Below are 23488 nucleotides of genomic sequence, written 5' to 3'. Positions count from 1 at the left end.
GTATGTTAAATTAATATAATATGAATTATTGCAATCAACCCAATAAAAAAGAAAAGTTATTTTCTTTGTATATACATTGGCCATTTTGTAGGAAAAAATGCTCATATTGCGATTTAAACAGCCATGTCAGAGATTCTATAGATGAAGAAGTATGGATTAATGCATTGCTAAAAGAAATGCATTATTGGTCTCAATATGCTCCATATGAAATGGAATCTATATTTTTTGGAGGTGGGACCCCTTCTCTGATGAAGCCAAGCAATATAAATAAAATTATCAATGAAGCAAAGAAGTTATGGAAATGCTCATCATCAAATGGTTCAAATGAGTGGTTGAGCAATTCAAACGAAGAAATTGAAATTACACTTGAAACTAACCCTTCTTCTCTTGAATCATATTCACTGCAAGATTTCAGAAATGCTGGAATAAATCGTATTTCGTTTGGAGTTCAATCTTTAGATAATGACATACTTAAGCTACTTAATAGAACTCATAACGCAGAAGAGGCTCTGAATTTTATAAAGCAAAGCTTAGATATTTTTGACAATGTTTCTGCAGATATTATGTATGGGCTTCCAACTCAAACGCTTGATATATTGCAAAATACTCTTGATAAATTATTAGATATCGATCTAAAGCATATTTCCATATATGAGCTTACTTTGCAGAAAAATACATTGCTTAATCATCAAATAGAAAATAAAGAGCTATTCTTACCTCATGATGATAAAGTTGCAGATTTTTATAATTTAATACTAAAAAATTGTGAAAAAAATGAATATAAAAGATATGAAATTTCCAATTTCTCTAAGAAAGGCTATGAATCTCTGCATAATAAGAATTATTGGCTTAGCAAGCAATTTGTAGGAATTGGACCAGGAGCTCATGGAAGATTATTCCTAAATAATGATGATTTTTCTAATATGTCAAAAAAAATGTCTGAATATAATCAATGTGATTTTAACGTAATAAATAGCAATGATATAAAAAAAAGCATAAATTCAATAAATGAAATCTCATCTAATCCTAATATCCAAAATTACTATTCAACAGAAAATATAAAAACTCCTGAAAAATGGCTTAAACACGTTCAAAATCTTGAGCATGGATTGAGAAATTTAGAAAAAATCGACACCCAAGCTCAAATTCAAGAATTTATTATGATGGGATTAAGGCTTGTCTATGGGATTAATATGATTGATTTTGAAAATCGTTTTAATGTTAATATTATTGATATATTAAGCAAAGAAAAAATAGATAATTTGCTCAAACATAATTATATTCAAGTCGATAAAAATCATATAAAACTAACTAAATCAGGCATTATTAGACATGGATCTATATGCAAATATTTAGTTTTCTAAATATATTTTATGTTTATCGTTCAATATTAAAATTTGTCTTTGCATAAAATGCAGACATATCAAAAAATTCTTTCAAAGCTGCTGCGCCTATCAAAGAATCATCGCCAACATTACCAGAATCAATTATTTTCTTAATACATTTATGCATAATATAACCAACAGAATGCTCGAATGCAAACACTTTCATTGCTGGCAAATTTTCTTCTTCAAAGAAATTGTGCATTTTGTTTGTGAAGCCTTTGTAATTATTCAATGACTTATTCAACAAAGCATAAATAGCCGCATAATGTTCTATTTTATTTTCTTGCCCATTAGCTACTTTTAGTCTTTTTGATGTATAGCAACACAATTCTTCAAAGAATGCTCTCATTGCATGCATATAGTGAGCGCTATAATTTGCATTTCTTGCTTCATCTCCTGAATTCATATATTGAGCAACACTTTCACCAATCCAAGCATCTATAGTAGAAAGTATTTCATGATCTTCATCTCCATAAACATCGCTATTTCTCATAATAGATGCAAAGAAATCAGTTATCTTGAAAAATGCATTATTGTCATCTGCAAATTTTAGAAAATGAGAGTCTCCTGTGCTTCTATTTAGCAAATGCCATAATTTAGATTTTTCAGCATTAGGAACATCTGTTGACCCGCTACCTTTAATAAAGTAATCCTCTCCTGATCCTGTAGTGCTTAAATTATAAACATTAGGCATTGTATTATTGAATCCATGCTTCAAAATATTTCTTAACAATATGCTTTGCTCATAACTATTTGATATTTCTTCTATGTCATCTGTATTTATCGCAATCACAAAAGCACGCAATACTGCATACAAATCACCATTTGAATCAATCCAACCTCTATCAACATAATATCCATCGCTAGTATTCTTGATAGGTGAATATATTGGATTTGTACTATATAATTCACTCAAATATTTAGGAATATCGCTCGCATATGTGATTGCAATTTTTACCATTTCATCTTGAATTTTATATTTATCTGCTAAGCTAACTGTGTTTAAATCAATATCAAATGCATTTAAAATACCATATAGATCAAGAACAATGCTATCTTGTTTTGTTCTATAGAAGTCGCTATAAGAATATGATGAATTTATCTTTCTTTCTTCATCTATCATTGCATCTACATATCCACTAAATATAGGAAACATGTAATGAATATGCACATTTTTAATAGCTTTAATAGCATTATGAGCCCATTTTATAGCGCTTCCTGTATTTTCAGCAACATGCGCATACCATCTAACTAAATTGTATGCCATATCATGTGATGTCTCAGTATATTGACTAACAATAAAATCTTTCAGTTCTTGGTCAAAATTATCTTGTACGTTTTGAGCAAGCGCCCCTCCTGTATCATCAGTGTTTTTAATCCATATAGGCATCATCCATCTCATATAATCATTGATTGCAGTGTTAGTGCTGGTAATCTCTAAAGATGAAGAAGGATATAATCCAGTTTTAAAGGTCACAATATTTTTGTAAGATTCTTTAAAACTATCAAAAGATTCTGCATCAACTTTTTCTGCAACTAATCTAACTGCTTCTAACAAGTCATTTGATGGGTTTCCAAAACCACATTTCATATTTGCAAACAATTCTTTAATAATTACCATTGCTTCTGCATCAGTAACAGATGACTTATCTGAAATAAAGTGATACACAAAATGATAAGCAAACATTGAACCATTGCTCACCCCAACTCTTAATTCATTGGTATTTGTCAAATGCTCAAATCTTGATTTATTTTTTGCTTCTTCAGAGTTTGCAAGAGCTTTTAGAAGCAATTCTCTTTGAGTTTTTTCATCAGTATCTGGCGATTCACCAGGAATAACTTCGAATTGCTTGTTAGTTAAATCTACTTTATCTTTTAATTCAACACAGCATTCTTCAACTCCTTGAGCTAATTCTTCAGCCTCTTTAATTGCATCTTCTATTTTTGTTTTAATTTCTTCATTTTGATTTGCAAGAGCTAAAGTGCGCTGATCAACTAATTCTTGTAATTCGCCAACTTTTACTTTAATCTCTCCATTTTGACTTGCAAGAGCATCAGTTTTCTCGCCAACGAATACTTGCAATTCGCCAACTTTTGATTTAATGACTCTATTTTGACCTGCAAGCGCATCAGTTTGTTCGCCAACAAATTCTTGCAATTCATCATTTTCACTTGAAAGATGAGCTTTAAGAACTCCTTCAGATTGAGAAATATTGCCTTGTAATTCAGATTTATCTTTTTCGCTCTTAATTGTGTCATGCATATGCTGGAAAGCATCAGAAAATGACCTTCCAGATTTGACTTCATCACAAATTGTTTCCATAGAAAATTTCTTTCCATTTAAACTATGCATATAACTACTTAAGCTTGGATCTCTACCTAGCATAATATAAGAAATAGGAAATTGAAGCGCTTTAAAAAACTTTTGCACTTCTTCATATTTGTGCTTTAATGAATCACTAATAGATCCATTTTTTATCAAATCTGAAATATTTTCTGTTTGATCTAAAGAAACCTTGGAAACTTGATGAACTTGTCCTAGCTGAACATCATGCAAGTCTGCGCTTGTATTTACTCCAGTAAAACGAACAATCTCATGTTTGTCAAAATTGTATCCTACCAATTCATCAAATCCATCATCGCATCTTAATCTAAATGCTTTAATTCCTTTTTCATTTTTACCAGTATATACATGCTTATCATGAACTAATTTTCTTATAAGATCTCCATCATTAATTGAACTAATCCATGATTTAAAACAATCAGATGCATCTTCAGGGATCACTCCATCACAAATAAATGTCTTACTTAAATGGTTATTGCTTACATCAGACACATTATTAGTAAAAGTAGATTTGTTAATAGAAAATACAGCTAACAAGGCTAACAATTTCTTATTCATTATTCCTCCATTTTGTTTTATTGAAACATTGCGCGATTAATATATTGTAAATTTAGATTATAATTCTGATAATCTTTAATGTAATTCAATTTATAATTCATATAAATTGTCTTAAAAAGTTAACTGTAATTTATTTATTTCATGAGGCAATAACAATTGCAGAAAACTATAATATATAAATACATTTGCATAATAAATTCTATAAAAATGATTTAAAATCTGTATTTATTCGCATATTTATAATACAAACCAATGCTACTTAATATCAATTCTGCATTATAATACATATCAACTCGCCCTTTTTTGTTTGTGATTCCAGCGCTTCCAACAACTTCTATCTTATTAGATTTATGATTGTAATATTCATTCCATCTAGCTTTATAGTAAGGGATCATAGGATTGATTTGTATGTCAATTGTTTTTGTATTAGGGCTTTCATTTGACCAATCTCGCATAATCTGAGATAACGACTGATCATGAGAGTAAAATTCTATCTTATCCCCTATATTCAATTCCATTTGCTCTAATATAATTTGTGCAATATCTTCATCATTTAATGGCTTTCTATGTATTTGCTTTATATTATATCTCCTGATATTTAATAAATTATACTTATTTTGCAATATTTGTATTTCCTCAAAGCCATAATTTTTGCTTTTAGAGCTAACTATAACTTCTACAACATCCCATCTATATCCTTGTTCATAAAGCTTGTTTAAAAAGATTACTTTCTCTCTAAAAACTTCAATCCCCTGGTTTGGATCATACACCAACAATGCAACATCATACGATTTGCTCTCAGGATAAACATCTCCTATAAAATTGGATTTTTTCAAATATCTTTCATTGGCTCTATAATTTTTAATAAATCTTTCTACTTCATTTGTTTTGCTTTTATACACATTACGATTTATTTTATACTTCTTAGAGGTAGTTAAATTTAATATGCATTTATCTAAATTATTTCGAGATTGATAGCATTTTTGATCATCAACTATATCAACTATCATTTTCGCTGTATTTTTATTCTCTTTTCCATGATTGAAAAATGTAAAATATGCGAATAATATTGCTAATTTTTTACTAAATATCATTTTCTACTATATTAATGAATTTATTAATATATGGTTGAATTTCTGACCACTCTAATGTTGGGCCTGCCCAAAATCTAAAACATGGATCATCTTCTGGATGCCCACATATATCAAATATTCCATAATCTTCACACTTTTTAGACAAAATTTTAATTAATTGAGATTTTTCACCCAATTGTTTTTTAAAATCCACACACAGCATTCCATTTGCATCAGATGTCTTATAAAACAAATCACCTAATGACTTCATTATGTTAATTTGATTTTCTTTGCACTGCTTTATTGCATTGCTCAGACCTCCTTTTTCCATAAAAATATTCAAATTAATTTCTATATCATTCAATGCTATCAGAGATGGAGTGTTATTCAATTTTGCATCGAATATATTGTCATTAATTTCCATGAATCGTGGCACAGTAAATTTTTTATTGAGATTTTCTAATGCTTTGCTATTCACAACAATGCATCCAATTCCTCCCTCTCCGCCTAATGCTTTTTGAAATGAAAATGCTCCACAATCTATCAAATTCCAATCAATTTCTTCACAAAATACTGCAGAAGTTACATCGCATATTTTTAGTCCATTAATTTTTTTCAGAACCTCTTCATCAAACCATTTAAAACCATTTGTAGTTTCAATCATTGTGAAAACAAAATCGCAATTTGGATTTGGATTTATATAATTATTCAAATATTTATTATCATGACATTGATTTAGCTTGTCTGATTCTGCATTTATTTGATTTATTTGATTTATTTGATTTATAGCATCTTTTTGAAATTCGATAGTTTTTCCAGGCATCTTCATTTTATTAAATATTTCTTGAGACCATCTATTGCTAAATACTCCTGTTTTTAACACATTGCATGGTCTATTCCCAAGCAAATTCAACAATAATGCATCAACTGCAGATGTTGCTGATCCATTAATAAATCCTATTTTATAATCTTCAGGAATTCTCAATGCAACTCTAATCAAATTATATATTTCACTTATTCTTTTTATCCATAATTCTGACCTATGCGATCTTCCTAAATCCTGAAGTAATTTATCTTTAGATTTTTGATGCCATTCTTTGTATTTTTTTGTTGGGCCAGAGCAAAACATAAGAAAATCTACCATAAATACGTTTTTTGAGCAATCAATATGCATTTTTCGATCAATAAATACTTTAGATCGCATCTATATCCTAGTATTTGCTGACCGTATTAGATAAAATTGTATTATGGCTATTTTTAACAAAGAGAATATTAAATTTGCTAAAAGTTGGATAAAAAATCCTAAACGCATGGGAACTTTCTTGCCTTTATCTTCAAAAGTTGGAAAAAAAATGATACACAGCATGCCAAAAGTTTCAGATAACGGCCTTATATTGGAAATAGGAAGTGGATCTGGAGCTTTAACTGAATTTATATCAAGCAGCAATAATGCAGATAAAATTATTTGTGTGGAAATAGATGAAGAACTATGCAAAATATTGCAAAAGAAATTTCCTAAAGCAATTATTCATAACAAAAGCGCATCTAAATTCAATGAATACATACCTAATGACATTTTAAACAATGTTGAAGTAATTATTTCATCAATACCATTTATGTCTGTTGGAAAAACTATCACTAAAGAAATCATCACTTCATGTGTAGATGTGCTCAAATCAAATAATGGAGTAATAATACATGTTGCATACACTCCATTTGTACCATTCGCAAGCTATGGAATGAAAAAAGTTTTCTGCAAATCTGTTTGGGGAATTCCAATGACATATATACATTGCTATAAAGCTATATAATCTTAGAAATTCTACTATAAAGCTATATAATCTTAGAAATTCAAGTATATACAATTTTAAAGATACAAAATGAAATGCTTTCAATAAAAAACCCTTAATATTGGCAAAACATTATAATGCCTAATATTGTACAATGCCTAATATTGCAAAATTAATAAAAGAATTAATGCTGCATTTAAATAATCTAAAGTATTTGATAGAATTAAGAATGAGTAAAAAAGTTTTTTTCAAAAAATGGATCTCTAATCCTTTCAGAATGGGCTCTATAATTCCTAGCTCTTCTGGGATAGGATTTCATTTTGCAAAAAATATAGATTTAAATAAACCTGGGCCAATTATTGAGGTTGGATCCGGAACTGGCACGGTAACTGAAGCATTAATAAAATCTGGAGTGCCAGAAGATAGAATTATATGCTTTGAGATAGAGAAAGATTTTTGCGATATATTGAAAAAGAAATTTCCCAAAGCATCGGTATATAATGCTGATATACTGGAAATTGAAAATTTTGTTGACTCTAAAACTCAAATCAATAGCTTCATTTCTACTCTTCCATTTGTTTCTCTTGGAAAACAAAAAACTGATGAGATTATGAGATTATTTAAAAAATTTGTTGACGAAGGGTCAGATTATCTTCAAATGTCTTATAGTCCATTCTTCAATAGCAAAGCAAAAAAGCATGGCATAAGCTCTAGAAGATGCAGCTATGTGTTGAGAAATTTCCCTCCAGCATATTTATATTTATGCAACAATCAATCATTTTAACAATAAATCAGTCAAATAATTTATAAAGTGCGCTCTTAAATCAGTATGATCATTTTCAATCAATTAAATTAGATATCTACAGCTTTTGAATGCTTGAACAAATCTTCTAATTGCTGCATTGAAGAGATCAAATCTCCAAAAGACAATGTCAAAAACTTTTCGTAATTCAATAAATATTTGTCTATTTCCATTTGCAATTTATTTAATGCATCTACGCCTTTTTTAGACAAAGTGATTTCATATGCCCTTTTATCATATTTGGATTTCTCTTGCTTAATATATCCATATTTTTTCATTTGCTTTATGTTATACGGTATATTTGGCAAGAAGTAATTATTTGCCAATTCTAATAATCCAAATTTATTTTCTGATATAAATAGCAATAAAATTGCCTGTGTTGGAGATAAGTCGCTAATGCCTATGTCTTTAATATTGCTTTTCATGGCATTAGAAACAACTTTATTCAGTCTAATAATATGCTCTAGCAGTGCGTTAAAATTTTTTCTTTCCATATCATATTCCTTGTAGTGTACTTTTAGTATAAAGCAGATAACTTTAAATAAAGTAAAGTAAAGATTATTTTATCATCTTTTTAATGACAGTGTTATTATAATAAAATATGAACACCAAATTACCCTTAGGTTTTGAATTAATTATGTCAGACAACCCAATAGAATACGCATCAAATAACCAGTTAAAAAGTTATAGCGTTATTATGCAAAATAGTGACTTGCAAAGCGATACAATGATTGATATTCATTTTATCATCAATGATCTTGAAAATCATATATTGCTATTTATAGGTATATTGGCAACACATAGTATGTTAAAAAATATAGATAAAAGATATCAGTTTGATTGGCCAAATACCATATGTTTTGACAACAATATAATTGCGAAATGCAAAACTCATAAAACGAATATACTGCACATACAAATCAAGCCTATTATTAGCAAGAAAAATATTATTATTAAGATATGTCATCAAATTCATTTTTTCATGAACAAACTTAAAATGATTAATAAGAAACAAATTGAAAATGAGATGAAAAATTTAATTATTAGGAAAAAAGATAAAAAAAATGAGACTGTTTTCTATGTAAATAATATTGATGAAAAAGGAAATCTTCAAATTATAGACAAAGAATACAAATCTCATGAATTGCTTTTATCAGATTTTATATGTTCTAAATAATACAATATATTCTAAATAGATTTTATGCATCATAAATAAAATAACACATTGTATTATTAGCACTCAAATTATTGCATTTTTATGCTTTAGGTTTTGTGTCATTTATTCGTCTAATTCAGATTCTGGGCTATTAGTACTCATAATTAACTCATGCATTTCATCTAAAATTGCATCAACATCAATGTTTTTCTTTTCTAATTTTTCTTTTAATTCTGCAAACATTTTATCAACATTCAATTTAAAAGAAATATGCTCTGAATATTTAAACTCTTCTCTTTCATTTCCTATTGTATAAGCAACATCAATATCAAGTATAGAACATAAATATATTAAAACATTTCCTGATTTTCCATATAGCAATCTATTGTATGCATGACAATTTAGCTCTCTTAATATTGAACTAAAAGAATCTTTATTAAAATTTCCTCGCAATGCACTTTCAATATAATAAATCACATGCATCATATCTATTTCTTGATTAAATATAATATCATCATCATATTCCACATAAAGAGAATCTGCATTGCGTATAAAATTAATTATTGCTTTTCTTGCAATGTCAACCTTCCCAGCATTCATGTATTCACCTGATTCATTTATATGCATAAGAATATCTTTATATTTACTTCTTGTTTCTTGAACAGTATTTTCTACAAATTGTAAAAAACCTCCTTCTGCTTGTTCTAACTCATACAATTTATCAAGAATATTATTAAATCCATATTTAAAGCTATCTATACTATTGTCCACTTTATATCCAAATGCGCCACTTGGCATCACAGTAGAGTTAAATGCGATCATTGTTTCATACCCCAACTCATTATGAGTCATAGCAGAATAATCTAGCACCTTATCATCACTAATAGGAGAAAACGGCATATGAGCAAGGAATTCCACTGGATCACTTGCAAAAGCAATTGCAAAATTTATCACTTGAGCATAAGCCAAAGATTTATCTGATAAATCAGTAATTTGCTCAGCGTTAAATAAATTAACAATTGGCTGAGCAAAATCATCAACTAAATGCTGATGATATGCATCTTTATCACCTTCATACAAATCACGATAAAGCATATCAGGATTCTCATTCACAATTCTTTGATTATCCAAATATCCATTCAATGCACCAGACATGACATCATGCATTAATTGAATTTCATTTGCAAGATTAGGATAAATCTTAATCAATACATTATTATATAATTCGCTTATATCAGTATTTCCTGTTTCTCCTACATATCTTCTTACAAAATGATGAATGGCAGCAGCTGATCCTTCTTGTCCAAGTTCAAATAATTCTGTATATTTGCTATAATTGTAATCAGCAAGATTGTCAAAATCGCTGCTTCTAAACCAAATTGGCATCATAAACTTTACAATATCTTGCATAAAGAAATGATCAGATATTTTGACAAATTTTCCAAATTGAATAACAATCTCAGATAAATACTCACTTTCAAATTCACCTAAAATATCATCAGATATGCGATCAGCAATCATTTTAATTTCATCAAATGAATCCATTCTTGGATTAATTAAACAATCACGCTTGCTCAAAACAACTTTCATTAAACTGATTGCATATTTTACAGAAGTCAAAGTAATTGCATTTCCTTTTTGATCTTTAAGAAAATGATTCAAAAACTCACTCAAAGAAATTTCTTGGCTATCAAGTTTTGCATGTAGTTCATTAATATGCTCATAAACCTTTGATACAGCTTCAGGGTTACTTGCTGGATCAATATAACTGTCAAGCAAATTCTGGAAAATTCCTTGAATATTTTCATCTTGCATATTAGGAGCAAGCTCTGCATTAAATTCTTTTACCAATCTTGCATTTCTAATATCGCACTTCATGTCAGATAAAGAATCATAAAATGATTTTCCTGATTGAGCCTCATTGCAAATAATTGACAAAACTGAACTTTTGTTGCTTTCATCTACCATAAAATCTCTCAAATCAGAATCTAGCATCAATACAAGATTAGATGCTGGAGCTTGAATAATTTTAAAGAATTTAACTATATCTAGATAAAAATCTCTCTTTGCTAAATCTAATGATGAATCAGATAGTAAATCTCTAACTGTTTCAACTTGACTTATGTCAACCTTAGCAACATGATGAATTTCACCTTCTTGCACATCATGCAAATCAGTTTTTGAATTTAAGCCTTTAAAATGGATCAATTTTCCATCTTTATACCCTACACCTTCATCAAAATCATTGCCATCGCATCGAAATCTATAAAAACTATACCCTTCATCATTTTCTCCAGTGTAAACGTGATTGTTATAAGTTAAGAATTTATACAAATCCTTATTTGCATCAGACACCCACTTCTTCAAACAATCAGATGCATTCGATAACACAGATTCTTCACAAATAACAGCATGGCTATGATAACTATTATCCAAAGAAGATATATCACGAGCTATAACAGATTTATTAATAGTAAATGCAGCAATAAAAGCCAATACTTTCTTGTTCATCATTCCTCCAATTTATTCTATTACAACATCAACAAATTAATATCATGCAAATTTTATATAGTATTAATTTGATTTTACATAATAATATATTGTTAAATTATCTATTTATCATGCAAATTACAACTATTGTATAATTTTGTTAACTTGCAATCATGAATCCTATTAAAGTTAAAATGACCTAATTCAATAAAACAACTCATTTCATTGTATTGGATACAGAAAGTTGCAAACACTAATGAATTTATTAACATTGGAAAAGTTTATTTTATACACTAATTCAATAAATTATAGATTATATATTATATAAATTCATATAATACAAAAAAACATTTAATACAATTTATACTGAAAAGAACTTATATCGCTAATTTAATAAATGCCCATAAAAAGATCAATTATATATTCGCGAATTCATACTTAATGTGAAAAAAAATTAACTATGCAAAAAAAATTCAACAAATTAATTTATATATTTCAATTTATTATAAATTGTATAAATAAATATTATATAATGTATAAAAATCAGCGTTATTAATTGTTATTTAATACATAAAAACTATATATTGATCTCACTTAGCTTGCTTTTAAACTATTTAAGGAATATAGGGGGGGATTAATTTACATTCCAATGGAATTCATAATAATTTATTTATAAACAAATTATCTAAGCTAAAATGATATTTAGCTAAAAAACTTAACAATATTTTTAATTATTAAATTAAAATGCTCAACTTATTTAAAAAACATTCAATTATTAAAATAACTTTAAATAAAATAGTATTTAGAAAATGCTATATAGAAATATAAAATTATTTCTTGCTAGAAGAATTAATCTTAAAGCTGTATGCATTGTTACCAATTGCTTTTTCTATATATGGATTCAACAATTTGCAGAAATCAGAATTAGTTTCAAGTAATTCTTTCAACCCATCATTTGAATTACGCAAACATTCAATTATTTCTGAAACATTGCGCGCTACTACAAATGCTTCATGCGCTTTTGCATATGCTGCTTCTTGAACTTCACTTGCTTTTACAAGCGCTTCTAATTCTACTATATCTGTTTTTTCATATACTTCATCTGCTCTTGAAATCGCTGCTGTATACACTTCATCTGCTGCTGTATATGCTTCATCTGCTCTTAAAAGTGCTTCATCTGCTCTTGAAATCGCTGCTATATGTGTTTCACCTACTCTTGTATATGCTTCATTTGCTGACAATGTAAGCGCTGAAACTAAATGCTCTATGCATACTTCTTCATGTTCTTCTTCCACCTCTTCATGTTCTTCTGCGCTTTCTTCTGCCTCTATTATTGCTTTTGACTCTTCTAAAAATTGCTCTACTCTTTCACGTAATTTCTTTGAATCATAAAGTTCAGCATTAAATCTTTTTCTATTTACATCAATCATATCATGTGCAGATTTAATTGCTTCATTTAAAATCCATGATTTGTAAAGATCAACAAGTTTTTTAATAAAATTATCTAAATTATTATAATTGAATTCTTCAAAAAGCCCTTTAATTTTACTTACAGCTTCCTGAGCTTGTCCTATTTTGATCAATTCAATGAAAATCTTTTCATTATTTGTAATTTCTTCGCTTGTCTTTGAATCGCTTAATTTATCTTTTGCTTCTTCTGTTTTAATTCTCAAATCTTCTTCAGAATCTTCGCCAAGATAATTAACAGATTCAAGAATTTTCAAAGCTTCAGCTTTTAATGATTCGTTTGAAACATTTTTAACCTCTTCAAGAATATCATTTGCTTTGCATTTGAAATTTTCAAAAGCAAAAGAGTAAGATGTTAAATTTTCTTCTCCTTCAATAGACAGTTTAATGAAATGAGCTAATGTTCCTTCTTCAGCTTCTTCAGCAATAGCTTTCAGAACTTCCAAATCTTCTTTTCTATTTTCAGAACTCAATTCTGCAAAATATTCCATGTCAGCTTCTGTTATATTAATTTCAAATGATTCAAATGATCCAAGAGATGGTCCAAATTTTATTTTATTGCATGTATCCGCAGCCGCAGCAAATGAAACTTGAGAATACTTTGATTCACTTTTTGTCAATTCAGCCAAAAGACCATAAAGAGTAAATTGCTTATTTCTTTCTTTTTTGAATGTATAAACTCTAACTCCATTAATGCTCTTCAATTCAAAGTATTTTTTGATATTTTCTTTACTGATTCCAAAAACATCACCATTTTCTTTTACTAATTCTAATCCACTCTCAACATCTAGAATGAAAGCTTCAATATTAGAAACTTTTCCACGACTATCTCTAGCATAGTTAGATAAAGCCTCTATTCCTGCTTTATCAGCATTTACGCTATTAAAAAATAAAGAAAGCAACATACCTAAAATTGCACTACTTTTATTCATGCATCAATTATCTCATTATTATTTAAAAAATCAAGTGTACTTAACTTTTATTTTGTCTATTTTATAGATTACTTTATACCTGTTGATCCAAATCCTCCTCTAGCAGTATCCATAATTTCAGCATTTCTCAACATAATATCATCTAATCTATTTATAATCATTTGAGCAATTCTAAAATATGGCTCTATAACAAAATCTTGCTCTCCTAAATTAATCAAAATCACCTTAACTTCTTGTCTATAATCTGAATCAATAGTTCCTGGAGAATTTAATACCGAGATTCCATTTTTATAAGCCAGGCCTGATCTAGATCTGATTTGCGCTTCATGCATTTTAGGAAGCTCCATACAAAATCCCGTGGGCACAAGCACTCTCTTCATTGGAGAAATTGTGACACTTTGATCTATATTTGCATATAAATCAAATCCAGCACTATCTTTTGTTCCTTTAGTAGGCATGCATTTTTCATTAAGTAATTTTATATTTATGTTATTCATAGAAATAATTTATCATAAATAAATAAAAAAATAAAAAGTCACAAACGGTTTTTTATCTAATTTTTCATTAATATTGATATAACTAACTTTAAACAATTTGCAATTTATAAATCTATTGCAAAGTATTGATTTGATTAATCAGAATTCAAAACGTGGATAAAATATCCAATAAAACTTATAACAGCGCAAATCATAGAAGCCCACAACATAGCCAACCCTAATTTAATTAAACCACCTATCAAAAAGAACATACTAACCATTTGAATAAACGTTGTGCATTTTCCCATCATATTAGATTCAATATTCTTCTTTTTGGCTGAATTCATATAATTTCTCATAAAATACATCAATAAATTTCTTGCAATAATCATATATATAGGGATTACGTGAAAGTCGCACACAATTCTATTCTGTAAAAGAGCTATAGATACTGAAGTTATTAAGAATTTGTCTGCAAAAGAATCAAAATGCTGCCCAAACTTAGATGTCATTTTATACGCTCTTGCAATATACCCGTCAAGAAAATCAGACAAGCATGCTGAAGCAAATAAAATGCATGAATAAAAATACACTTCATAGGAAATTAAAATGCAAATTGCTGGAGTGGCAATTATACGAAACATGGTTATTATGTTTGGCAATAATAGCAATAACATAGTTATATTCTATTATCATGAAAAATAATGTGCAACTGTTTATGAATTTTATTAAATTAAAAGTTTTTATAAGTTAAAAAAATCTATCCCAATAGCTTTTCTTACTTTGCTCAGAGTATTTGATGCGACTACTCTAGCTTTTTGAGTCCCTTTCCATAAAATATCTTTCATATCTAAATCATTAAGAGACTCTCTTTTTTCTCTTATTGGAGCAATTAAATCTTGCAAAACTTGATTAAGCAATTTTTTTAGAGCAAAATCTCCTAACCCACCTTTTTTATAATGAATCTTCAATTCTTCAAGATGTTCTTTGTCTCCATAGAATGCATCTAAATATTCAAAAACAACATTCCCTTCAACTTCTCCAGGATCTTTCACATGTATATGATTTGGATCAGTATACATATCGAATACTTTTCGCTTAATTTCTTCGGAAGAATCAGATAATATTATTGCATTTCCTAAAGATTTACTTGCTTTTGCTTGTCCGTCAATTCCAATTAATCTTTGTGTTTTACTTAAAATTGCCTTTACTTCCTTTATTGCTCCACTTCCATGAGATGAGGAAAATTTCCTTACTATTTCATTAGTTTGCTCAATCATAGGAATTTGATCGTTTCCTACGGGAACTAAATCAGCTTGAAAAGCAGTTATGTCTGCAGCCTGACTAACTGGATAACATAAAAATCCAGCAGGAAGAGAATTTTCATAGCTTTTTTGCCTAATTTCATTTTTAACAGTTGGGTTTCTCTCTAGCCTGCCCAATGTAACTAAATTCATATAATGAAAAGTAAGCTCTGTTAATTCTGGTATAGCAGATTGCAAAAGAAATGTTGTTTTATTTGGATCCAAACCTACAGAAATATAATCCTTCATAACCTCAAGTATATTATTTTTAATTAAATCTGAATTGCTATCAGTCATAGCTTGCAAATCAGCAATCATAACATACTGATCATGCTCATTTTGCAATTCTATTCTAGATAATAAAGATCCAGCATAATGACCTAAATGCAATTTACCTGTAGGCCTATCTCCTGTTAAAACAATTCCCATAAAAATATTCTACAATTTATACAAATTAAGTTCTATATTTACGCTAATTCATTTGAAAATTAAATAATTTCAATTTCTTATGAATATAACTTCTTTGCAATGATGAATTTATTTATATGCAATTAATTTATATGCAATTAATTTATATGTAATTAATTTATATGTAATTAATTTATATGTAATTTTAATTTTAATGTATTTTTTGCACGCATTATTATATATTCATGCAATTCATTATACCTTCTGCAGCATTTAAAATTTTTTGTAATTTTGCATAGAAAATTCAAAATTATCATTTTTTACTTTAATTTTACTTTAATTTTGCTAAATTCTTTTTTAATATATTTAACAATTTATTTAACAACTTTCTATTTATTATGATTTATTTGAAATTGCACTTATCAATTAAGGCGCTCCACATACATTCAAAACTATGTTATCATTGCCCTTAATGAGCGGATATGTAAATTTATGGGGAAAGCATTCTGTTTTTGAGGCTATTAAGCAAAAAAAGAGAAAAATAGCTAGAATTCAGTGCATAGATTCATTGAGAGATGAAGTTGCAGAAGTTCTTTTTGACGCTCACATTGATACTCGCAATGTGAGTCTAGAAATTGTAGATAGAAATTTCCTAAATAAAAGATTTCCTGATGTGCAGCATCAAGGAATATTATTAACATGTTCTTCACTTTCATGTTGCAAGTTATCTTTATGCACACACATTGAACCGAATGATAGAATTATAGCTCTTGATCAAATAAATGACCCTCACAATGTAGGAGCAATTATTAGATCTATGGCTGCATTGGGATTTAAGCATTTGCTAATGACTAAAGATCACTCCCCTCCTCTAGATGGAACCGTAGCAAAAAATGCTTGCGGAGCTCTAGAGCACATACATGTCATAAAAGTAACTAATTTAGCTGATGGGCTAATTCAGTTGAAAAAGAAAGGTTTTTGGGTTTTTGGACTTGAAGAGCATGGAAGTAAATGTTCTGATAATTTAAAAACAGATGGATGCGTGCTTGTGATAGGCAGCGAAGGAAAAGGCATTAGACAAAGAGTTAGATCTGAATGCGATGCATTTGTTAAAATTGAAACAGAAACTAATTTTTCTGTATTAAATGCATCAGTCGCAGCTGCTTTGGGAATGCATATTATGCGCACAAAACATGAAACAAATAAAAATAAATAAAGGATAGTATTATTATGAAAAGAATAAATTTAATAGAATTTCTTCACAATGCAATTAAGCCATATAGACTTATATTTGCTGGGGTAATTTTATGTGTAGGAATATCATCATTGTCAGTTTATGGATTTTTCTGGTCTATAAAATATTTGCTAGACACTCTATCAGAATGCACTAAAGATATGTCTAAGATTGGAAATGCATATAAATTTTCTGCATTATCCATATCATTTATTGCTGCATATGAGTTATCAGCAAGAATAAGAGAGTATTTGCAATTAAAAATGATACCAAACATAAAGAAAAATATCATTGATGAGGTAGCGGGGAAAACTTTCTCATATTCATATAATTTCTTCCAAAACTTCACTCCAACGAAATTTGTTTACTCTGCTTTTCAAGTTTCAGAATCCACTTCAGATTTATTTGTTGACTATATAGTTGATTTTCTTAAAACTGGATTCAGTTTAACTTTAGCTTGCATTACCTTATTTTATGTTAATTCAACATTGGGGTATTTGGGAATATCATGGATTTTAATCTGGATGCTATCATCAGTATTGTTATCAAAAATAACATATAGCATGTCATATAAATTATCTGATTTAAGAAGCTCCTTATCAGCAAAATGGACAAACACATTCGACAACATAGACTCAGTATTTGTATATAATGGAGTTGAAAAAGAATTAGAAAAAAACAAAGCATATTCTGAAAAAGTTATGAATCAAGATAGAAAATTATATAAATTTATTTTATTAATATTCAGCAGCCAATCAGTTGTAACTGTATTGATAACCATTTTTGCTTTTTTCTACATGTTGAGATTATTCAAATATGGATTAACAACTCCAGGTGATTTCATGCTTGTTGGAGAAATTATACACAATATTTCACATAACTTATGGGAATTTGCCCAAGATTTATCTTGGCTTATTAGTGATATAGGAAGAATTAGACAAGGTTTGGATATGGCTCACAGTGATTCTATTCAAAGAGAAAATCAAATTCAAAAAATCAATTTCTCTAATTATGATATTTCCATGCAAGATATATCATTTTCTTATAATGACAAAGAAGTTTTCTCACATGATGGAATTTTAAAAATAAAACAAGGAAGCAAAATAGCCTTAGTTGGATCATCTGGAAGTGGAAAAAGTACATTTGTTAGGCTTCTTCTAGGATTAATTTACCCACAAAAAGGAGAAATATTCTTAGGGCAAAACAAAACAAGTCATATGAATGAATATGAATTAAGAGAGAATTTTGCACTTATACCCCAGGACCCAAAAGTATTTGAAGATACAATTCTAAGCAATATTAGATATGGATCATTTGAATCAACTAAAGACGAGGCAATGGAAGCTTCACAAAAAGCGCAAATACATGATTTTATTATGACGCTCCCTAAACAATATGAAACTGAAATAAAAAATAATTCCTTATCTGGAGGGCAAAGACAAAGACTAATGATCGCAAGAGGATTGTTAAGAAATGCAAAAATATTCATTTTTGATGAATCTACATCAGCGCTAGATACTATAACAGAGAGAGATATTTTAAATGCAATTGAAGAAATCGATCCATCTAAAACTAAATTCATAATAGCTCATAGACTTTATACAATTAAAAATGCTGACCACATACTAGTATTTGATGATGGTAAAATTGTACAGCAAGGAAATCATGAATCACTTATTTCTAAAGAAGGCTTGTATAAAGAGCTATATCAAATACAAACAGACAAATAAGAACTAACATAATAGCATTTATCTTTTATTTCATTTTAATTTAATAAATACATTTCATTGATTTTTATTTCCTTTTGTTTAAACATTGCTCTCAAGGGATTTTTTTGCTTTACAAAATATTAAATAAACATTAACATAGGGCATGAATAATAAATCAATAAAATTATTATTATTACTTGCAACACTTGCAAGCAATAAAGCATCTGCTAAAGGGGAGCTTGCCCCATCTAAAGGCGAGAAACTTTTATCATCTCGTTCATCAAAAGTTGACGGAATATTTCTATGCAACAAAGACAGGCAACAAAGTTTGTTAAAATCTTTTGAAGAAATAAATAGAATTAAAGAAGTTTCAGACATGGCAATAGAATGCTTGAATAATGCAAAAGCAAACAACATTGGCAATTTGATCGGATCTTTAATTCAATTCAAAAATGATAAAGATGCATTGTCTGTTCTTTTTATTCACGACAAAGAAGGAAATGAATTAGCAATAGATTTATCAAGCGATGAAGCAATGAGAAAATTGATCAAACTTACATCTAAAAAAATTGGTGGAAGAAACCAAAACATCTATGAGTTCAATCAAAAAGCTTGGGATCAATTATCCGAACAAGCTAAAAGTGAAATTTGCATATATTCAAAAGCAAATGAAAATGCTGAAGAAATTATTACCAAATTTGATCAAAAAGGAACAATAACTGCATCTGCTATATCTAAAATAGTATCAGATATCATAACAGGAACATCTAAAAATGATTCAAAGATTAAAATAGACCAAGATATTGATGGAAACATTTCAGTTATTAACATTGTAAAAAATGATGGATCTGAAGTTAGTATATATTCTTCTGTCGTTACATCTGAAACAGGAACTCCAATGTCATCTAAAGAAAAATCTAGAGAATTACATAAAGATCCAATTCCGTTTATTGTTAGTGCTTCTCAATCAGAAGCTAAAGAACCAAAAGCTGCTGAAGAAAAAGCTGCTGAAGGATCAGAAGCTGGAGCTGGAGATGCTGCTTCTCAACCAGAAGCTAAAGAACCAGAAGCTAAAGAACCAGAAGCTAAAGAACCAGAAGCTAAAGAACCAGAAGCTAAAGAACCAGAAGCTAAAGAACCAGAAGCTAAAGAACCAGAAGCTAAAGAACCAGAAGCTAAAGAACCAGAAGCTAAAGAACCAGAAGCTAAAGAACCAGAAGCTAAAGAACCAGAAGCTAAAGAACCAGAAGCTAAAGAACCAGAAGCTAAAGAACCAGAAGCTAAAGAACCAGAAGTTGCTGAAGAAAAAGTTGCTGAAGAAAAAGTTGCTGAAGAAAAAGTTGCTGAAGGATCAGAAGCTGGAGCTGGAGATGCTGCTTCTCAACCAGAAGCTAAATTAGAAGTTGAAGAACCAGAAGCTAAAGAACCAGAAGCTGCTGAAGAAAAAGTTGCTGAAGGATCAGAAGCTGGAGCTGGAGATGCTGCTTCTCAACCAGAAGCTAAATTAGAAGTTGAAGAACCAGAAGCTAAAGAACCAGAAGCTAAAGAACCAGAAGCTAAAGAACCAGAAGCTAAAGAACCAGAAGCTAAAGAACCAGAAGTTGCTGAAGAAAAAGTTGCTGAAGAAAAAGTTGCTGAAGAAAAAGTTGCTGAAGGATCAGAAGCTGGAGCTGGAGATGCTGCTTCTCAACCAGAAGCTAAATTAGAAGTTGAAGAACCAGAAGCTAAAGAACCAGAAGCTAAAGAACCAGAAGCTAAAGAACCAGAAGCTAAAGAACCAGAAGCTAAAGAACCAGAAGCTAAAGAACCAGAAGCTAAAGAACCAGAAGCTAAAGAACCAGAAGCTAAAGAACCAGAAGCTAAAGAACCAGAAGTTGCTGAAGAAAAAGTTGCTGAAGAAAAAGTTGCTGAAGAAAAAGTTGCTGAAGGATCAGAAGCTGGAGCTGGAGATGCTGCTTCTCAACCAGAAGCTAAATTAGAAGTTGAAGAACCAGAAGCTAAAGAACCAGAAGCTGCTGAAGAAAAAGTTGCTGAAGGATCAGAAGCTGGAGCTGGAGATGCTGCTTCTCAACCAGAAGCTAAATTAGAAGTTGAAGAACCAGAAGCTAAAGAACCAGAAGCTAAAGAACCAGAAGCTAAAGAACCAGAAGCTAAAGAACCAGAAGCTAAAGAACCAGAAGTTGCTGAAGAAAAAGTTGCTGAAGAAAAAGTTGCTGAAGAAAAAGTTGCTGAAGGATCAGAAGCTGGAGCTGGAGATGCTGCTTCTCAACCAGAAGCTAAATTAGAAGTTGAAGAACCAGAAGCTAAAGAACCAGAAGCTAAAGAACCAGAAGCTAAAGAACCAGAAGCTAAAGAACCAGAAGCTAAAGAACCAGAAGCTAAAGAACCAGAAGCTAAAGAACCAGAAGCTAAAGAACCAGAAGCTAAAGAACCAGAAGCTAAAGAACCAGAAGCTAAAGAACCAGAAGCTAAAGAACCAGAAGCTAAAGAACCAGAAGCTAAAGAACCAGAAGCTAAAGAACCAGAAGCTAAAGAACCAGAAGCTAAAGAACCAGAAGCTGCTGAAGAAAAAGTTGCTGAAGGATCAGAAGCTGGAGCTGGAGATGCTGCTTCTCAACCAGAAGCTAAATTAGAAGTTGAAGAACCAAAAGCTGCTGAAGTAAAAACTGAAGAAGTAAAAACTGAAGAAGTAAAAGCTGCTGAAGAAAAAACTGCTGAAGAAAAAACTGCTGAAGAAAAAACTGCTGAAGAAAAAACTGCTGAAGAAAAAACTGCTGAAGAAAAAACTACTGAAGAAAAAACTACTGAAGAAAAAGCTGAAGAAGAAATAAAAAAAATGCGTGATAAAATTGAAGAACTTACAGATGCAAAAAGAAATGTAAAAGGCAGCTCAAAACAAGATAAAAATAAGAGAGGTAGCCTTGCAAAGCAAATTACAAATCTAAAAGGAAAAATTCATACACTTCACTCTCTCTTAAATTAAATTTATCTATAATATATGTTCAAAAACCCTCCTCACAATCGCATTTATCAGTAAAATAGTTTAAAATTTGTTATGCAATTTAATATTAAAGTTAAAAGAACTAATTTAATGGAAGCGCTTAGATGTCAGCAGTCTGTGCTTGATAGAAAGGCAACTCAATCCATTTTCTCTCATGTAAAGCTAGATGCATCAAATGGAAAATTAAATATAGAAGGCTCTGATGGAAATTTAATGCTGAAATACCAAATTGATTGCGAAACAATTGCAAATGGAGCGATAACACTTCCAGGTCATATATTGTATAATTTAGTTAGAAAATCTAATAAAGAATTTTTGAATATAAAATGCTCAAATGATTCTGTTGAAATAGATTATGGATCTGGGTCATTTAATTTAAACACTCTAGATCCTGAAGATTTCCCTAAAATACCTGAAGTTGCTGATTCTTTAGTATTCAAGATATTTTCTACAGATCTTTTGGAAAAGATCAAAATGGTAAAAATTGCCATGGCAAACGATGAAATCAGAGCGCATTTCAATGGAATACACATTGAAGGAGATGAGGATGGATTGCGATTTGTAGCGACAGATGGTCATAAAATGGCTGTTTTTACAGAAAAAATGGATTGTAATAAATTCGACATGATTCTTTCTAGAAAAAGCGTAGAAACAATTGTAGCTTTAATTTCTCATGAGGAAGAAATATGCTGTTACAAAGATAACAATCAAGTGATGTTTAAAGCAAAAAATTTCTTTTTTATTAGCAGGTTAGTAAATGGATCATTCCCCGATTATAAAGCTTTGATACCAAATTCAATCGAAGGAATTTTCCAAGATAGCATTGGAAATTTAAAATCTTCATTGGACCGCATATCAATTCTTTCATCGCAATTATCAAGAATTATCACAACAGTAAAATTGCAAGATGAGTCAATTATAAAATGTGATAATATTTCACATGGATGGTCTGGAGAAGAGAAATTAGAAGGAGAATACAAAGGCTCTGATTTTGCATTTAATATAGACGCTAATATATGGCTAGATTTCTTGAGATTATTCGAAGATGGGAAAACAAAATTGGAATACCATGGAATCAATAAAGCCATATTAATGAAACATGAAAATTACAATAATTTCACTTACATCACAATGCCTGGAATTGTAAATTCTGACTGATCGTGTTAAATAATTTGGGTTTAGGGTTTTGCTTCAACTGCAATTTCATATTATTTTATACTAGATAAATCAATTATCAATTTGTGGAATTTCTATAGTAGCATTTGATCTTTCTTAATCTATAAAACTCAAGCTAAGAATTACAAGCAGCTAAAGAATCTATAAACTCAAAAAAGCGGAAGATAAATTAAATAAACTGAG

17 protein-coding genes are annotated in these 23488 nt (G+C 29.5%); 8 read left to right on the top strand and 9 right to left on the bottom strand.

Annotated features, from left to right (window positions below; translation table 11 throughout):
* The first annotated feature begins 20 nt into the window (after positions 1 to 20).
* Complete coding sequence (hemW, locus tag FZC35_RS00960; protein WP_148980798.1) at positions 21 to 1364, top strand: radical SAM family heme chaperone HemW; 1344 nt, start codon at positions 21 to 23, stop codon at positions 1362 to 1364.
* Positions 1365 to 1377: 13 nt separating this feature from the next.
* Here hemW and FZC35_RS00955 read toward each other — a convergent pair whose 3' ends face one another.
* The 3 genes from FZC35_RS00955 to FZC35_RS00945 form a co-directional block, all read right to left on the bottom strand.
* Positions 1378 to 4287 (bottom strand): coiled-coil domain-containing protein, encoded by a 2910-nt coding sequence (locus FZC35_RS00955; RefSeq protein ID WP_148980797.1) that lies wholly within the window; start codon positions 4285 to 4287, stop codon positions 1378 to 1380.
* A gap of 212 nt (positions 4288 to 4499) precedes the next feature.
* Positions 4500 to 5381, bottom strand: coding sequence for a hypothetical protein (locus FZC35_RS00950; RefSeq protein WP_148980796.1), 882 nt, complete (start codon positions 5379 to 5381; stop codon positions 4500 to 4502).
* Entirely contained in the window at positions 5371 to 6564 is a 1194-nt protein-coding gene (locus FZC35_RS00945) for a PLP-dependent aminotransferase family protein (RefSeq protein WP_172618988.1), read from the bottom strand. Before FZC35_RS00945 ends, FZC35_RS00950 begins: the two co-directional genes overlap by 11 nt.
* Before the next feature lie 43 nt (positions 6565 to 6607).
* Between FZC35_RS00945 and FZC35_RS00940 the strand changes: the two genes are divergently transcribed.
* Together FZC35_RS00940 and FZC35_RS00935 are read left to right on the top strand one after the other, a co-directional pair.
* The gene (locus FZC35_RS00940; RefSeq protein WP_148980794.1) at positions 6608 to 7171 is read left to right on the top strand and encodes a class I SAM-dependent methyltransferase; all 564 of its coding nucleotides are present in this window, start codon (positions 6608 to 6610) and stop codon (positions 7169 to 7171) included.
* A gap of 133 nt (positions 7172 to 7304) precedes the next feature.
* Positions 7305 to 7934 (top strand): class I SAM-dependent methyltransferase, encoded by a 630-nt coding sequence (locus FZC35_RS00935; protein ID WP_148980793.1) that lies wholly within the window; start codon positions 7305 to 7307, stop codon positions 7932 to 7934.
* Positions 7935 to 8002: 68 nt separating this feature from the next.
* Here the strand turns inward: FZC35_RS00935 and FZC35_RS00930 are convergent, their stop codons facing one another.
* Positions 8003 to 8446: a helix-turn-helix domain-containing protein gene (locus tag FZC35_RS00930; RefSeq protein WP_148980792.1), complete on the bottom strand. Its 444-nt coding sequence runs from the start codon at positions 8444 to 8446 to the stop codon at positions 8003 to 8005.
* Between the two features lie 107 nt (positions 8447 to 8553).
* On the opposite strand from FZC35_RS00930, the gene FZC35_RS00925 reads away from it, so the two are divergent.
* Entirely contained in the window at positions 8554 to 9129 is a 576-nt protein-coding gene (locus FZC35_RS00925; RefSeq protein WP_148980791.1) for a hypothetical protein, read from the top strand.
* 102 nt (positions 9130 to 9231) lie between these two features.
* Here FZC35_RS00925 and FZC35_RS00920 read toward each other — a convergent pair whose 3' ends face one another.
* From FZC35_RS00920 to trpS, 5 genes are all read right to left on the bottom strand, one after another.
* Positions 9232 to 11619: a hypothetical protein gene (locus tag FZC35_RS00920; RefSeq protein WP_148980790.1), complete on the bottom strand. Its 2388-nt coding sequence runs from the start codon at positions 11617 to 11619 to the stop codon at positions 9232 to 9234.
* Between the two features lie 809 nt (positions 11620 to 12428).
* Positions 12429 to 13997, bottom strand: a complete 1569-nt coding sequence (locus FZC35_RS00915; protein WP_148980789.1) for a hypothetical protein — start codon at positions 13995 to 13997, stop codon at positions 12429 to 12431.
* A gap of 68 nt (positions 13998 to 14065) precedes the next feature.
* Complete coding sequence (gene dut / locus FZC35_RS00910) at positions 14066 to 14494, bottom strand: dUTP diphosphatase (RefSeq protein WP_148980788.1); 429 nt, start codon at positions 14492 to 14494, stop codon at positions 14066 to 14068.
* Positions 14495 to 14628: 134 nt separating this feature from the next.
* Positions 14629 to 15150: a CDP-diacylglycerol--glycerol-3-phosphate 3-phosphatidyltransferase gene (gene pgsA / locus FZC35_RS00905; protein WP_148980787.1), complete on the bottom strand. Its 522-nt coding sequence runs from the start codon at positions 15148 to 15150 to the stop codon at positions 14629 to 14631.
* Positions 15151 to 15216: 66 nt separating this feature from the next.
* Entirely contained in the window at positions 15217 to 16212 is a 996-nt protein-coding gene (trpS, locus tag FZC35_RS00900) for a tryptophan--tRNA ligase (protein ID WP_148980786.1), read from the bottom strand.
* Positions 16213 to 16639: 427 nt separating this feature from the next.
* Between trpS and rlmB the strand changes: the two genes are divergently transcribed.
* From rlmB to dnaN, 4 genes are all read left to right on the top strand, one after another.
* Positions 16640 to 17401 carry a 23S rRNA (guanosine(2251)-2'-O)-methyltransferase RlmB gene (rlmB, locus tag FZC35_RS00895; RefSeq protein ID WP_148980785.1) on the top strand — a complete coding sequence of 254 codons (762 nt, stop codon included), beginning with the start codon at positions 16640 to 16642 and terminating at the stop codon, positions 17399 to 17401.
* Between the two features lie 14 nt (positions 17402 to 17415).
* Positions 17416 to 19149 (top strand): ABC transporter ATP-binding protein, encoded by a 1734-nt coding sequence (locus FZC35_RS00890; protein WP_148980784.1) that lies wholly within the window; start codon positions 17416 to 17418, stop codon positions 19147 to 19149.
* 142 nt (positions 19150 to 19291) lie between these two features.
* Complete coding sequence (locus FZC35_RS03005) at positions 19292 to 22111, top strand: prolipoprotein diacylglyceryl transferase (RefSeq protein WP_246118476.1); 2820 nt, start codon at positions 19292 to 19294, stop codon at positions 22109 to 22111.
* A gap of 72 nt (positions 22112 to 22183) precedes the next feature.
* Positions 22184 to 23287, top strand: coding sequence for a DNA polymerase III subunit beta (gene dnaN, locus FZC35_RS00880; RefSeq protein ID WP_148980783.1), 1104 nt, complete (start codon positions 22184 to 22186; stop codon positions 23285 to 23287).
* Positions 23288 to 23488: the final 201 nt, after the last annotated feature.

The sequence above is a fragment of the Candidatus Cytomitobacter indipagum genome (assembly GCF_008189285.1).
In the GTDB taxonomy this organism is placed as follows: domain Bacteria; phylum Pseudomonadota; class Alphaproteobacteria; order CAJXXZ01; family 1604HC; genus Cytomitobacter; species Cytomitobacter indipagum.
The sequence above is the reverse complement of the archived record's forward strand: the minus strand, read 5'-3'. Positions and strand labels throughout refer to the sequence as shown.

Bases quoted from the DNA above. Each gene is read 5' to 3' on its own strand.
- hemW (WP_148980798.1), top strand. From the start codon at position 21: ATGAATTATTGCAATCAACCCAATAAAAAAGAAAAGTTATTTTCTTTG.
- FZC35_RS00955 (WP_148980797.1), bottom strand. From the start codon at position 4,287: ATGAATAAGAAATTGTTAGCCTTGTTAGCTGTATTTTCTATTAACAAA.
- FZC35_RS00950 (WP_148980796.1), bottom strand. From the start codon at position 5,381: ATGATATTTAGTAAAAAATTAGCAATATTATTCGCATATTTTACATTT.
- FZC35_RS00945 (WP_172618988.1), bottom strand. From the start codon at position 6,564: ATGCGATCTAAAGTATTTATTGATCGAAAAATGCATATTGATTGCTCA.
- FZC35_RS00940 (WP_148980794.1), top strand. From the start codon at position 6,608: ATGGCTATTTTTAACAAAGAGAATATTAAATTTGCTAAAAGTTGGATA.
- FZC35_RS00935 (WP_148980793.1), top strand. From the start codon at position 7,305: ATGCCTAATATTGCAAAATTAATAAAAGAATTAATGCTGCATTTAAAT.
- FZC35_RS00930 (WP_148980792.1), bottom strand. From the start codon at position 8,446: ATGGAAAGAAAAAATTTTAACGCACTGCTAGAGCATATTATTAGACTG.
- FZC35_RS00925 (WP_148980791.1), top strand. From the start codon at position 8,554: ATGAACACCAAATTACCCTTAGGTTTTGAATTAATTATGTCAGACAAC.
- FZC35_RS00920 (WP_148980790.1), bottom strand. From the start codon at position 11,619: ATGAACAAGAAAGTATTGGCTTTTATTGCTGCATTTACTATTAATAAA.
- FZC35_RS00915 (WP_148980789.1), bottom strand. From the start codon at position 13,997: ATGAATAAAAGTAGTGCAATTTTAGGTATGTTGCTTTCTTTATTTTTT.
- dut (WP_148980788.1), bottom strand. From the start codon at position 14,494: ATGAATAACATAAATATAAAATTACTTAATGAAAAATGCATGCCTACT.
- pgsA (WP_148980787.1), bottom strand. From the start codon at position 15,150: ATGTTATTGCTATTATTGCCAAACATAATAACCATGTTTCGTATAATT.
- rlmB (WP_148980785.1), top strand. From the start codon at position 16,640: ATGTTATCATTGCCCTTAATGAGCGGATATGTAAATTTATGGGGAAAG.
- FZC35_RS00890 (WP_148980784.1), top strand. From the start codon at position 17,416: ATGAAAAGAATAAATTTAATAGAATTTCTTCACAATGCAATTAAGCCA.
- FZC35_RS03005 (WP_246118476.1), top strand. From the start codon at position 19,292: ATGAATAATAAATCAATAAAATTATTATTATTACTTGCAACACTTGCA.
- dnaN (WP_148980783.1), top strand. From the start codon at position 22,184: ATGCAATTTAATATTAAAGTTAAAAGAACTAATTTAATGGAAGCGCTT.